The 13181-nt window shown below is 63.6% G+C and carries 9 protein-coding genes and 1 pseudogene; 8 read left to right on the forward strand and 2 right to left on the reverse strand.

Features of this window, described 5'->3' with window-relative positions:
- Nucleotides 1–54: 54 nt before the first annotated feature.
- The gene (locus CKW29_RS09560) at nt 55–1365 is read left to right on the forward strand and encodes an OprD family porin (protein ID WP_095143330.1); all 1311 of its coding nucleotides are present in this window, start codon (nt 55–57) and stop codon (nt 1363–1365) included.
- Between the two features lie 65 nt (nt 1366–1430).
- Here the strand turns inward: CKW29_RS09560 and CKW29_RS09565 are convergent, their stop codons facing one another.
- Nucleotides 1431–1919 (reverse strand): MarR family winged helix-turn-helix transcriptional regulator, encoded by a 489-nt coding sequence (locus tag CKW29_RS09565; protein WP_095143331.1) that lies wholly within the window; start codon nt 1917–1919, stop codon nt 1431–1433.
- A gap of 214 nt (nt 1920–2133) precedes the next feature.
- Between CKW29_RS09565 and CKW29_RS09570 the strand changes: the two genes are divergently transcribed.
- From CKW29_RS09570 to CKW29_RS09595, 6 genes are all read left to right on the forward strand, one after another.
- A complete protein-coding gene (locus tag CKW29_RS09570; protein ID WP_095143332.1) occupies nt 2134–2964 on the forward strand; it encodes a p-hydroxycinnamoyl CoA hydratase/lyase in 831 nt (276 codons plus the stop codon).
- Nucleotides 2965–3077: 113 nt separating this feature from the next.
- On the forward strand, nt 3078–4526 hold the full coding sequence (locus CKW29_RS09575) for an aldehyde dehydrogenase (protein WP_095148320.1): 1449 nt from the start codon (nt 3078–3080) through the stop codon (nt 4524–4526).
- A gap of 148 nt (nt 4527–4674) precedes the next feature.
- Nucleotides 4675–6558 carry a feruloyl-CoA synthase gene (locus CKW29_RS09580; protein ID WP_095148398.1) on the forward strand — a complete coding sequence of 628 codons (1884 nt, stop codon included), beginning with the start codon at nt 4675–4677 and terminating at the stop codon, nt 6556–6558.
- A 441-nt stretch (nt 6559–6999) separates the two neighbouring features.
- Complete coding sequence (gene nirB, locus CKW29_RS09585) at nt 7000–9564, forward strand: nitrite reductase large subunit NirB (RefSeq protein ID WP_095148321.1); 2565 nt, start codon at nt 7000–7002, stop codon at nt 9562–9564.
- Nucleotides 9561–9947: a nitrite reductase small subunit NirD gene (gene nirD, locus CKW29_RS09590; RefSeq protein WP_095143335.1), complete on the forward strand. Its 387-nt coding sequence runs from the start codon at nt 9561–9563 to the stop codon at nt 9945–9947. The genes nirB and nirD overlap by 4 nt, the downstream gene beginning before the upstream one ends.
- A gap of 87 nt (nt 9948–10034) precedes the next feature.
- On the forward strand, nt 10035–10475 hold the full coding sequence (locus CKW29_RS09595; RefSeq protein ID WP_095143336.1) for a CBS domain-containing protein: 441 nt from the start codon (nt 10035–10037) through the stop codon (nt 10473–10475).
- A gap of 17 nt (nt 10476–10492) precedes the next feature.
- Here CKW29_RS09595 and CKW29_RS09600 read toward each other — a convergent pair whose 3' ends face one another.
- Complete coding sequence (locus tag CKW29_RS09600; RefSeq protein WP_095148322.1) at nt 10493–12682, reverse strand: TonB-dependent siderophore receptor; 2190 nt, start codon at nt 12680–12682, stop codon at nt 10493–10495.
- Nucleotides 12683–12997: 315 nt separating this feature from the next.
- Between CKW29_RS09600 and CKW29_RS25470 the strand changes: the two are divergent.
- A pseudogene (locus CKW29_RS25470) lies at nt 12998–13078 on the forward strand (GntR family transcriptional regulator); the annotation flags it as partial.
- Between the last annotated feature and the right edge of the window lie 103 nt (nt 13079–13181).

The raw sequence follows: 13181 nt of genomic DNA on the forward strand, positions 1-13181 counted from the left end.
GGACAACCCGGGTCTCGCGCTTAAAAAAACAACAACAAAGAGTGGACATCGAACATGCAAAATCCCCCTCGGGATGCCCTTGCGGCGACCCCCGCCTTACCTGTTCACGCACGCTGCCTGGCCGTGTTGGGCTTGAGCGTGATTGCCAGTCCGGCGCTGGCCGAAGGCTTCGTGGACGACAGTCACGGCACCCTGACCCTGCGCAATTACTACCTGGACCGGGAGTACAAGGACGACGGGGCGAAAACCGCGGCCCGGGAATGGGCCCAGGGGTTCATCATGAATGTGGAGTCGGGGTACACCCCTGGGGCCGTCGGCTTCGGCCTGGACGCCCGGGGATTGCTGGGGGTCAAGCTGGACTCCGCGCCTCATCGCAGTGGCACCGAGTTGCTGCCGGTGTCCAGCAGCGACAAGCGTGCGGCGGACGAGTATTCGCGCCTGGCCATGACCGGCAAGTTTCGCGTTGCCCAGACCACGGTGAAGACCGGCGATGTCTCGATCTTCCTGCCGTTCGCCTTTGCCAGCCCATCGCGGTTGTTGCCGCAGACGTTTCGCGGCACCACCCTCAGTTCCAGGGATATCGATGGGCTGACCCTCAACACTGGCTACATCGATCGCATCAACAAGCGTGATTCCACCAACTACCAGGCGATGAGCATTGCTTCGCCCAACCGGCGTTTCAACGGCGCGGCCACCACTTCGCACATGGCTTATGTCGGCGGCGATTACCAGGTGAACGAGGACCTCAGCCTGCGCGCCTATCACGCCGAGGTGGCCGAGTTGTACCAGCAGAACACCTTGGCCCTGCTGCACAATCTGCCCGTGGGCGAGGGCGTACTGACCAGCGACCTGCGCAGCTTCTTCAGTGATGAAGACGGCAGTGCCAAGGCCGGCAAAGTCGACAACCGCAACCTTTCAGCGCTGTTTGGCTATCGCCTGGGCGGCCATCGGGTGAGCCTGGGCTACATGCACGCCAGTGGTGACACAGCGACGCCCTATGTGTCGGGCACCGAGTTGATGGGCATGAGCGAGTTGACCATGAGTTCGGACTTTCTCAACGCCAAGGAGCGGACCTGGCAGGCGATCTACGACTATGACTTTGCCGCCGCCGGGGTGCCTGGCCTCAAGAGCCGGCTGCGCTATGTGCGCGGTGACCATATCGAACTGGCGGCCCTGAATGCCGACGACCGCAAGGAGCGTGAGTTCCAGATGGAGCTGGGGTATGTGATCCAGAGTGGTCCGCTGAAAAACCTCGGGCTGTTGGCGCGCAAGTCGATCTATCGCAATGACTTCCCCTCTGGCGCGGCGTTCCGCGATGAAAACCAGACCCGCTTCCAGGTGCTGTACAGCGTGCCGATCTGGTAAGGGAGCCCTGCCCAGGGCTGCCGCCGGCCGTTCCTCGCGGTGGGGGAGCGTGCCGGCGTTTTGGGTTATGCCTGGTAGACCTTTCGCAGTAGCCTGAGCAGTTCGTCCCGTTCCTGGCTGTCGAGGGCCGACGTGGATTCCTGGTCGCTCTGGGCGGCGATCTGTTTCAACTCCTTGAGCAGGGCCTCGCCGGTCTTGCTGAGAAAGATCCCGTAGGAGCGCTTGTCCGGCTTGCACCGCACCCGCACCGCCAACGCCCGTTCTTCCAGCTTGTTGAGCAGTGGCACCACTTGCGGCGGCTCGATGGCCAGCGCCTTGGCCAGGTCAGCCTGCATCAGCCCCGGGTGCTGTTCGATGATCGCCAGGGCCGAAAACTGTGCCGGCCGCAGGTCGTAGGCCGAGAGCCGGCCAATCAGGTTCTGGAACAGTTTCAACTGTGCCCGGCGCATGGCGTAGCCGATCAGGTCGTCCAGGGCGGCGTCCAGCGGCGCCTGGGTTTCGGTGGTGGCGTCCGGAGCCTGGGGGGCAGCGGCAATCGTGGAAGACTTGGCCATGACAGGGTCAATCCTCGGGCTGGCGGTTAAGAAGACTATCTAGTTTGCCGAGTTTGGCCGGGGATAGCCATGAGCATTGTCATATATCCGGGTTCCTGGCTCGGCTCATGGGTTGAAAATGCTTTGTTAAAATTGTTAATAGTTAATTGACATAACTAATTCGTCGGTTTAGTTTTTGCTCATCTTCAAACCCAGAACAAGAGAGAGCATCGCCATGAGCAACTACGAAGGTCGCTGGACAACGGTCAAGGTGGAAATCGACGAAGGCATCGCCTGGGTCATCCTCAACCGCCCGGAAAAACGCAACGCCATGAGCCCGACCCTGAACCGCGAGATGATCGACGTTCTGGAAACCCTGGAGCAGGATCCGGCCGCTGGCGTGCTGGTGCTCACCGGTGCCGGCGATGCCTGGACCGCGGGCATGGACCTCAAGGAATACTTCCGCGAAGTGGATGCCGGTCCGGAAATCCTTCAGGAAAAAATCCGTCGCGAAGCCTCTCAGTGGCAATGGAAACTGCTGCGCATGTACGCCAAGCCGACCATCGCCATGGTCAACGGCTGGTGCTTCGGTGGCGGTTTCAGCCCGCTGGTGGCCTGCGACCTGGCGATCTGCGCCGACGAGGCGACCTTCGGCCTGTCGGAAATCAACTGGGGCATCCCGCCGGGCAACCTGGTGAGCAAAGCCATGGCCGACACCGTGGGTCATCGCCAGTCGCTGTACTACATCATGACCGGCAAGACCTTTGGCGGGCAGAAGGCCGCCGAGATGGGCCTGGTCAACGAGAGCGTGCCCCTGGCGCAACTGCGCGAAGTGACTATCGAGCTGGCGCGCAACCTGCTGGAGAAAAACCCGGTGGTGCTGCGAGCGGCCAAGCATGGTTTCAAACGTTGCCGCGAACTGACCTGGGAGCAGAACGAGGATTACCTCTACGCCAAGCTCGACCAGTCGCGCCTGCTGGACACCGAAGGCGGTCGCGAACAGGGCATGAAGCAGTTCCTCGACGACAAGAGCATCAAGCCTGGTTTGCAGACGTACAAACGCTGACCCCCGGCGGTGCACGGAGGGCAGGCTGGCCGGGTGATCGAACGCCCGCCAGCGCCTGGCCCCGGTGCTCCCCTCCAACGTATTCCCGACAAAGACAATAAAGAGGAATTCCCATGCTGGACGTGCCCCTGCTGATCGGCGGCCAGTCGTGCCCCGCCCGTGACGGTCGAACCTTCGACCGGCGTAATCCGGTGACCGGTGAAGTGGTGTCGCGGGTGGCCGCCGCCACCCTGGAAGATGCCGATGCCGCCGTGGCCGCGGCCAAGGCGGCGTTTCCGGCCTGGGCAGCCTTGGCCCCCAATGAACGACGCACCCGGCTGCTGCGTGCGGCCGAACAGCTGCAGGCCCGCAGTGCGGAGTTCATCGCGGCGGCCGGCGAGACCGGCGCCATGGCCAACTGGTACGGCTTCAACGTGCACCTGGCGGCCAACCTGTTGCGCGAAGCCGCCTCCCTGACCACCCAGATCAACGGCGAGGTCATTGCGTCCGATGTCCCCGGCAGTTTCGCCATGGCCCTGCGCCAGCCCTGCGGCGTGGTGCTGGGTATCGCGCCATGGAATGCCCCGGTGATCCTCGCCACCCGTGCCATCGCCATGCCGTTGGCCTGTGGCAACACCGTGGTACTCAAGGCCTCGGAACTGAGCCCGGCGGTGCACCGGCTGATCGGCCAGGTATTGCAGGACGCGGGCCTGGGCGATGGCGTGGTCAACGTCATCAGCAACGCGTCCGCGGATGCCGCGGCCATTGTCGAGCGGCTGATCGCCAACCCGGCGGTGCGTCGGGTCAACTTCACCGGCTCGACCCATGTCGGGCGCATCGTCGGTGAACTGTCGGCGCGGCATCTCAAGCCGGCCTTGCTGGAGCTGGGCGGCAAGGCGCCGTTCCTGGTGCTCGACGACGCCGACCTGGAGGCCGCGGTGCAAGCCGCCGCCTTTGGTGCCTACTTCAACCAGGGGCAGATCTGCATGTCCACCGAGCGCCTGATCGTCGACACCCAGGTGGCGGATGCCTTTGTCGCCCGGCTGGCGGCGAAGATCGCCACCTTGCCGGCAGGCAACCCGGATGCTGGGGATTCAGTCCTCGGTTCCCTGGTGGACGCCAGCGCCGGCGAGCGCATCAAGGGGTTGATCGACGATGCCCTCGACAAGGGCGCCACCCTGGTCACGGGCGGCCAGTTGGAAGGCAGCATTCTGCAACCGACCTTGCTCGATGGCGTCACGGCTGCCATGCGCCTGTATCACGAAGAGTCCTTCGGCCCGGTAGCCGTAGTGCTACGTGCCGAGGGCGATGAAGAACTGCTGCGCCTGGCCAACGATTCCGAGTTCGGCCTGTCGGCGGCGATCTTCAGTCGTGACACCAGTCGCGCCCTGGCCCTCGCCCAACGGGTCGAGTCGGGCATCTGCCATATCAACGGCCCGACCGTGCACGACGAGGCGCACATGCCATTCGGCGGGGTGAAGTCCAGTGGCTACGGCAGTTTTGGCGGCAAGGCGGCCATTGAGCAGTTCACCCAGTTGCGTTGGGTCACCTTGCAGAACGGTGCACGGCACTACCCGATCTGAGCATCCGTCGCACCGTCGGGTGACGAACGCTCGTCACCCGCGTGCCAGCCAGACATAACAATAACAAGGCTGCAGCCACCGGCTGCCACGCACCTGGTCGAACTGCTTTGCAGCGGACCGGAGACGTGCCTTGATGGAGGACAAGCACGTGAGTTCCGAATTCAGATCGCCACCCCAGGCCGAGGCCCGCGCCCCGCGTTATCGCCAGGTGTCCATCGGCCATCCGGCGGTCGAGGTCAGCGAAGCGCAGGGCGTCCTGCACATGCGTTCCCTGGAGCCCTTGGCCGAATTACCCGGGCGTCTGCTGGACCGTCTGCTGCATTGGGCGCAAGTGCGTCCGCAACAGACTTTTATCGCGGCGCGCCAGGCCGGCGGTGACTGGCGCCGGGTCAGCTATGCCGAGATGCTCGCCAGCGTCCGCGCCATTGCCCAAAGCCTGCTGGGCTACGGCCTGTCAGCCGAGCGCCCCTTGGCGCTGTTGTCGGGCAATGACATCGAACACCTGCAGATTGCGCTGGGCGCCATGTATGCCGGTATTCCCTATAGCCCGATTTCGCCGGCCTATTCGTTGCTGTCCCAGGACTTCGCCAAGTTGCGGCATGTCTGCGATCTGTTGCAGCCCGGGCTGGTGTTCGTCAGCGATGCCGCCGCCTACCAGCGGGCGATCGACGCGGTATTGCCCAGTGAGACGCCGCTGATTACCGTTCGCGGCGAAGTGGCGGGGCGGCGGCAGACATCCTTTGTCAGTCTGCTGCAACAACCCGGTGGCAGCGAAGCCGAAGCGGCGTTTGCCGCCACCGGCCCGGACAGCATCGCCAAGTTCCTGTTTACCTCCGGCTCCACCAAGCTGCCCAAGGCGGTGGTCACCACCCAGCGCATGCTCTGCGCCAACCAGCAGATGCTGTTGCAGACCTTTCCGGTGTTCGGCGAAGAGCCTCCGGTGCTGGTGGACTGGCTGCCGTGGAACCACACCTTTGGTGGCAGCCACAACGTCGGCATTGTGCTGTACAACGGTGGCACCTTTTACCTGGACGACGGCAAGCCCACGGCCCAGGGGTTTGCCGAGACACTGCGCAACCTCAAGGAAATCTCGCCCACCGCCTACCTGACCGTGCCCAAGGGCTGGGAAGAATTGGTCAGCGCCCTGGAGCAGGATGGCGAGTTGCGCGACCGTTTCTTCGCGCGCATGAAGCTGTTCTTTTTCGCTGCCGCCGGTTTGTCCCAGCGGATCTGGGATCGCCTGGACCGGGTCGCCGAGCAGCACTGTGGCGAACGTATTCGCATGATGGCCGGGCTTGGCATGACCGAGGCATCACCGTCCTGCACCTTCACCACCGGGCCACTGTCCATGGCCGGTTATGTCGGCCTGCCGGCCCCCGGTTGTGAGGTGCGGCTGGTGCCGGTGGACGGCAAGCTGGAAGGACGCTTTCGCGGGCCGCACATCATGCCCGGCTACTGGCGTGCGCCGCAGCAGACCGCCGAGGTGTTCGACGAGCAGGGCTACTACTGTTCCGGCGATGCGCTGAAACTGGCCGACGCCTGTGATCCGCAACTGGGGCTGATGTTCGACGGGCGCATCGCCGAAGACTTCAAGCTCAGCTCCGGGGTCTTCGTCAGCGTCGGCCCGATGCGCAATCGCGCGGTGCTTGAAGGTTCGCCCTATGTCCAGGACCTGGTGGTAGCCGCGCCGGACCGCGAATGCCTGGGGGCCCTGGTCTTTCCCCGGCTGTTCGAATGCCGACGCCTGTCCGGCTTGGGCCCGGACGCCAGCGATGCCGAGGTCCTGGCCAGCGCACCGGTGCGCCAGTGGTTCGCCGAATGGCTGCAACGGCTCAACCGCGACGCCATCGGCAATGCCAGCCGCCTGGAGTGGATCACGCTGCTGGACGAGCCGGCCTCCATCGACCGCGGTGAAATCACCGACAAGGGCTCGATCAACCAGCGCGCGGTGCTGCAGTGGCGCGCCGACAAGGTCGAGGCGCTGTATCGCGGCGAGGAGCCTTCCATCCTGCGTGCCGGTTCTCAGGTATGAGCTGCATAGGGTAGGGCACTGCGGTGTCCCTGGCCCTATTCACCCTTTTGCGGGCAGGTGGTGCGTCTGTGCACCCTTATAAAGCCGAATCCTTGAGCATTGCACTAAGCCAAGGCAAACACGGTGTATTGGCAGGGGCTGGACTCAAGACCTGAGGCCAGGCAAATACCCTGAACAGAGCTTTGTCATCATCGCCTGAGCTTGTCTGGCACATTCACTGCATAGCCTCGATCAACAGCCACGGATGATGCAGTCCAGTGGCCCGCCCAGCCGGTCAACGACGATCGGTCGGCCCTTGCGGTCGTGGGCGCTATCGGTGGGTCCGGCACAGAGGTTGGATCAAACACCGCAAAAGAACAGGCAAAGACGCCTGGAACCGCAAGGTTCCAGGCGTTTTTTTTTGCTTTTTGATCCGTGATTGATTTTGCCCAGGTGCTACTTATGAACGCCAAGGTTGCCGAGTTGAACAAGCTGCAAACGCTGATCGTGATTGGCAATGGCATGGTCGGACATCATTGTGTCGAACAGCTGATCGAGCGGGGTGCCCTTGAGCGCTACCGGCTGCACGTCTTCAGTGAAGAACCGATGCGGGCCTACGACCGCGTGCACCTTTCCGAATACTTCACCGGTCGCGATGCCGAGTCGCTGGCGCTGTCCGAGGCGTCTCTTTACCAGACGCCGGGAGTGACCTTGCATCTGGGGGTGCCAGTCCTTGCGATCGACCGCGAGCGGCGCCAAGTGATGACCGCGCAAGGGAGCGTTGCTTACGACACCTTGATCCTGGCCACCGGTTCGTACCCCTTCGTGCCGCCTGTCGAAGGCGCCGAGGGCGATTCGCGCCTGGTGTACCGCACCCTCGAAGACCTCGACGCGATCCGCGCCGCCGCCGCCAACGCCCGCCGCGGTGTGGTGGTCGGCGGTGGCCTGCTCGGCCTGGAAGCGGCCAACGCCCTGAAAAGCCTGGGCCTGGAAGCCCATGTGGTGGAGTTCGCCCCGCGCCTGATGCCGGTGCAACTGGACGAACTGGGCGGCCTTGCGCTCAAGGCGCAAATCGAGCGGTTGGGTGTCGGCGTGCATGTGGCGCGCGGTACGCAGTCGATCACCCCGGGCGAGCACTACCGCTACCGGATGAACTTTGCCAACGACGAGTTCCTCGAAACCGACCTGATCGTGTTCTCGGCCGGTATCCGGGCCCAGGATGCGCTGGCCCGCCAATGCGGGTTGGAGGTCGGGCCGCGCGGTGGCGTGGTGATTGATGACCAGTGCTTGAGCCGCGACGAGAATATTTATGCCATCGGCGAGTGCGCCTCCTGGAACGGCAGTCTGTTCGGCCTGGTCGCACCGGGCTACCAGATGGCACGCAGCGTCGCGGCCCGCCTGTGCCACGAGGCCGCCGAGCCGTTCCTGGGCGCGGACATGTCGACCAAGCTCAAGTTGCTGGGCGTCGATGTCGGCTCCATCGGCGATGCGCACGCCCATACGCCGGGCGCGCGCAGCTACCAGTTCATCGACGAGGCGACGGCCAGCTACCGGCGCCTGGTGGTGGACGCCACCGGCAAGCAGGTGCTGGGTGCGGTGCTGGTCGGTGACAACAGCTATTACGACACCCTGTTGCAATACATGCAGAACGGCATTGCCTTGCCGTCCGAACCGGCCAGCCTGATCCTGCCGTCGTCCACGGGGGCGCCGACCCTGGGCCCGGCGGCGTTGCCTGAGTCGGCCACGGTCTGCTCGTGCCATAACGTCACCAAGGGCGCCATCTGCTCGGCCATCGACGGTGGATGCTCGGACCTCGGTGTGCTCAAGGCGCAGACCAAGGCCTGCACCGGCTGTGGCGGCTGTGCCGGTTTGCTCAAGCACGTCTTCGAGCATGAGTTGGTCGCGCGGGGTGTCAGCGTCGACAAGAGCCTGTGCGAGCACTTTGCCTATACCCGTCAGGAGCTCTACGCGCTGGTACGGGTAGAAGGGGTGATCAGCTTCGAAGAACTGCTGGCCAGGCATGGCCGAGGCCACACCGGTTGCGATGTGTGCAAGCCGGCAGTCGGCTCGATCCTCGCGTCGTGCTGGAACCAGCCGATCATGGACGCCTCGCTGGTGCCGTTGCAGGACACCAACGACACCTTCATGGCCAACATGCAGAAGAACGGCACTTATTCGGTGGTGCCGCGCATTCCCGGTGGCGAGATCACCGCCGACAAGCTGATCGTGATCGGCCAGGTGGCGAAGAAATACGACCTCTACACCAAGATCACCGGTGGCCAGCGCATCGACCTGTTCGGCGCCCAGTTGCATGAGTTGCCGCAGATCTGGGCCGAGCTGATCGAGGCCGGTTTCGAAACCGGGCACGCCTACGGCAAATCGACCCGCACGGTGAAGTCCTGTGTCGGCAGTACCTGGTGCCGTTATGGCGTGCAGGACAGCGTGCACATGGCCCTGGCCCTCGAAGACCGCTACAAGGGCTTGCGCTCGCCCCACAAGCTCAAGTTCGCGGTGTCCGGTTGCACCCGCGAATGCGCCGAAGCCCAGAGCAAGGATGTGGGCGTGATCGCTACCGAGAAGGGCTGGAACCTGTATGTGTGCGGTAACGGTGGCATGCGCCCGCGCCACGCCGAACTGTTCGCCACCGACCTCGACGATGCCACGCTGGTCCGTTACATCGACCGCTTCCTGATGTTCTACATCCGTACCGCCGACAAACTGCAGCGAACCTCGGTCTGGCGTGAAAGCCTGGAAGGCGGCCTGGACTACCTCAAGGACGTGATCATCAACGATAGCCTGGGACTGGGTGCGGAGCTCGAATCGCAGATGCAGTTGGTGGTCGACCGCTATGAATGCGAATGGGCCAACGCCCTCAAGGACCCGGAAAAGCTCAAGCGCTTCCGGACCTTCGTCAACGATCAGCGTCCCGATCCGGACATTCATTTTGTCCAGGAACGCGGGCAGCGGCGCCCGATCATGGCGGCCGAACTCAACCTTATCCCTGTCACCGAGGAGCTTGTCCGATGAGCCAGTCCACAACCCAGCGCAGTACTTGTTTTTCGACCCAGGACAACGCCCAGGCCTGGCAAAGGGTGTGTGCCCAGCAGGACCTGGTGAACAACTCGGGCGTCGTCGTCTGGCTCGACGGCGCCCAGGTGGCCGTGTTCTACCTGCCGGCCGCCGAGGGGCGGACCCTCTACGCCATCGACAACCATGACCCGCAATCGGGCGCGAATGTCGTTGGCCGTGGGTTGGTGGGCTGCATCAAGGGTGAGCTGGTGGTAGCGTCGCCGATCTACAAGCAGCATTTCCGCCTGGAGGACGGACGCTGCCTGGAGTACCCGCAACAACGCCTGCGGGTCTGGCCGGTACGGCTCAACGCCGGCGTGGTGGAGGTCGGGGTGGCCTGACGACGCGGCATTCGATTGATCATTCATCCACGGCACCGAGCCTCATCCCCTGAGGTCCGGTGCCTGCCAACGCCAGTGGAGACTCGTATGAAAACAGCCGCTCAGTTGCTCAAGTTGAAGGTCGTGCAAAACCGGCAGGTACACAGCATCGCGCCGGATGAAATGGTGCTGGAAGCCCTGAAGATGATGGCCGAGAAGAATGTGGGAGCACTGCCGGTCATCGAGGACGGGGTGGTGGTGGGCGTGGTCAGTGAGCGCGACTATGCACGCAAGGTGGTCTTGCAGGGACGCTCTTCGGTGGGTACGCCGGTCAGGACCATCATGAGTTCACCGGTGGTCACGGCCGACAGTCAGCAGAGCATCGAGCGCTGCATGGCGGTCATGACCGACAGTCACTTGCGCCATCTGCCGGTGGTGGAGGGTGACCGCTTGATCGGCCTGTTGTCGATTGGTGATCTGGTTAAAGAAGCCATCGTTGAACAGGCCGATCTGATCAGGCAGCTGGAGCACTACATTCGCGGGCATTGACGTCGCCCGTGCCGGGGTCAGAAGTTGATCGAGGCACTCAGGCGGGCGGTCAGTGGCGCGCCCTGGAACAGGTAGTTGTCGCCCATGTATTCCCCTGCGTCACGCCAGTAGCGCTGGTCGAACAGGTTATCGACGGTCAGGCGGAACACGGTGTCATAGCCGTCGATGCGGGTGCTGTAGCGGCTGCCGATGTTGAAGATCGCGTAGGCGTCGGCTTCTGCCTGGCCTTGCGGGTCGGCGTACTTGCCAGCGCTGTACTGCAGCCCGCCAAGCAGGGCCAGGCCGTCGACCCAGGGCAGGGCGTAGTCACCGTAGAGGCTGGCGCGCAGTGTTGGCACGTTGATCGTCTGGTGACCTTCATAGGCGGGTGTATCGCTGCCGCTGACCCGGGAGCGGATCGCCGCGACACTGGCGGTCACTTGCAGGCGGTCGCTGGCCCAGCCATTGGCCGAGAGTTCGAGGCCGGTGTTCTTCTGTTCGCCCTGTTGGGTGAAAGTGAACGAACCATCGTCATTGGGCCGGGAATACTGGTAGGCCTGGCGGATCTGGAACAGCGCCGCGGCCAGGCTGATGCGCTGCCAGTCGTACTTGATCCCGGCCTCGATTTGCCGTGAAACGGTGGGTGCGAGGGTTTCAAAGGCATTGTTGGCAAACCACGGCGCTTCGCCGCCCAGGGACAGGCCCTTGCTGTAGCGGGTGTACAACGCCAGGTTGTGTACGGGCTTGTAGATCAGTGCGGCCTGGGGCAGGAATTCATAGCGCCGGGTGTGCCGGGTGGTGTTGCCCAGATTATCGAAGGCCTCTTCATCCAGGCGCACTTCGCGCCCGCCGAGCACGGTCTGCCAGTGCTCGTTGAAGCTGATCCGGTCATTGAAAAACAGCCCGTACTGGCGACTGTCCAGGCGTCGCTGACTGTCGTTGAGCGGCCCCTGGTAAGGGGCAAAATCCTCCGGTTCGCTGTCGATGTTGGCGCTGCCGATCATCTGGTTGATGGGGTCGCGCTTATCCACCACACGGCGGAACGCGCTGGAGCCCAGGGTGAGTTCGTGGCCCAGGCCGCCGGTATCGAAGCGTCCGCTGAGCGCTGCCTGCACCTCATCGTTGCGCCGGGTATCGTCCGGGCTGTGGAAGTCGTAGAGGTCGTAGTCGCCTTGCGGGCTGAAGTAGTTGGGCACGGCCACGCCGGCGCAACTGGCCGCGCCGTAGCAACCCCAGGCAAACGAACTGTAGTCATCGATCACTACCTGGCTGCGCGAGGCGCTGAGGTTGCCTGTCCAGGTGTCGCTGAAGCGGTACTCGAAATTGCCGTTGAGGTTCAGCGCGTCCGTGGTCACCGGTTTTGAACCGCTCTGGTGGGCCAGCAGCTGTTTCGGCGAGGCGTCGTGCGGCAGGCTTGTGCCACCGAGCAATTGATAACCCGGTGCCGAGCGCTGCTCCCTGGTCTGGTACTCCAGGTCCAGTTGCAACAGCGCGGCGTCGCTGATGTTCCAGTCGAAGGCCAGGGAGGCGAAGTCGCGTTGCCCGTTGGTGTGTTCGACATAGGAGTGGATGTCTTCATGGGCCAGGTTGGCCCGCAGTCCGAACTGTTGCTCGCTGCCGAACCAGCCGCCGACGTCGGTGGCCAGGTAACCGCTGCCGCGGTCATCGGTGGAGACCGTCACCGAGCGTACGTCGGTCGGGCGCTTGGTCACGTAGTTGATCAGCCCACCGGGCTCGGAAACGCCGCTCTGCAGGCCGGAAAGGCCCTTGAGCAACTCCACCTGTTGCTTGTTTTCCAGGCCGACGTTCTGCTCGCCGGTAATGGTGCGGCCGTTGATCCTGTAGCTGCTGGCCGAGTTCAACGAGAAGCCGCGCACCATGAAGTTCTCGTAGTAACCGACCGGCGCATAGCTTTCCCCCACCGAGGCGTCGTTCCTCAGCACCTCGCTGAGCAGGCGGGCCTGTTGATCCTTGATCAAGGCTTCGTTGAATACTGCAATCGACGCCGGGGTATCGAGCAAGGGCGCCGCCTCGATGCCCGCGACCGAGGCGCTGTCGACCCGGTAGCCGGAGCCGTCTTCGCCCGTCACGTTGACCGCTGGCAGTTCGGTACCGGCGGCCCGGGCCGCAGGCACGGTACTGGCCAGTAGCAGGCCCAGGGTCAGCAGGTTGAGTGCCAGGCGCGGGGCGGACTCTCCTTCGTGGAAAGTCCGGTAAAGCATATCCATGAAAAGCTCCTGAACGACGACTGACCCGGGCAGGCGAACACCAGGGCAGGTGCCCGCGTGCGCTTCAGGCAGTCGTCGTGCTGTTAAGGCAGGGGAAAGCGAAGTGCGCCTTGAAGGTGTCAGGCTGCAGAGCTTGAGGTGGTTATCGGCACGTTTGAATCCGCGGTCCGTTGCATAAGCGCGCCATCATACAAGAGGACGAACCGCGCTCGATGATTGTTAGTGTCAGGGGGATTCCCGAGCTATTAGCAGGACCTGTGCGCCATAGATCCAAGGCTATCAGTAAGCCGAACGCCAGGTTGCACAACGAGCCCGCGGGCCTCGCTATACGCCGTGGCGCTGGACGACGACAGTCACCCGTCTTGCCGGGACGACGAACACCTGCACCTGATCGAGGTGTAAACCTGTCGGCTGTCCGTTGCCGATCTCCCCAATGAGCTACCCTCAATTGAACCATCAATGTCGGTCGCGCCCCGGGCCAATGAGCGGGGGGCCGTCC

This window comes from Pseudomonas sp. Irchel s3a18 (assembly GCF_900187535.1).
Classification (GTDB): domain Bacteria; phylum Pseudomonadota; class Gammaproteobacteria; order Pseudomonadales; family Pseudomonadaceae; genus Aquipseudomonas.

Excerpts from the sequence above, each read along its gene's own strand:
- CKW29_RS09600 (WP_095148322.1), bottom strand. The coding sequence starts at position 12,682 with ATGGATATGCTTTACCGGACTTTCCACGAAGGAGAGTCCGCCCCGCGC.
- nirD (WP_095143335.1), top strand. The coding sequence starts at position 9,561 with ATGAGCCAGTCCACAACCCAGCGCAGTACTTGTTTTTCGACCCAGGAC.
- nirB (WP_095148321.1), top strand. The coding sequence starts at position 7,000 with ATGAACGCCAAGGTTGCCGAGTTGAACAAGCTGCAAACGCTGATCGTG.
- CKW29_RS09570 (WP_095143332.1), top strand. The coding sequence starts at position 2,134 with ATGAGCAACTACGAAGGTCGCTGGACAACGGTCAAGGTGGAAATCGAC.
- CKW29_RS09595 (WP_095143336.1), top strand. The coding sequence starts at position 10,035 with ATGAAAACAGCCGCTCAGTTGCTCAAGTTGAAGGTCGTGCAAAACCGG.
- CKW29_RS09560 (WP_095143330.1), top strand. The coding sequence starts at position 55 with ATGCAAAATCCCCCTCGGGATGCCCTTGCGGCGACCCCCGCCTTACCT.
- CKW29_RS09565 (WP_095143331.1), bottom strand. The coding sequence starts at position 1,919 with ATGGCCAAGTCTTCCACGATTGCCGCTGCCCCCCAGGCTCCGGACGCC.
- CKW29_RS09575 (WP_095148320.1), top strand. The coding sequence starts at position 3,078 with ATGCTGGACGTGCCCCTGCTGATCGGCGGCCAGTCGTGCCCCGCCCGT.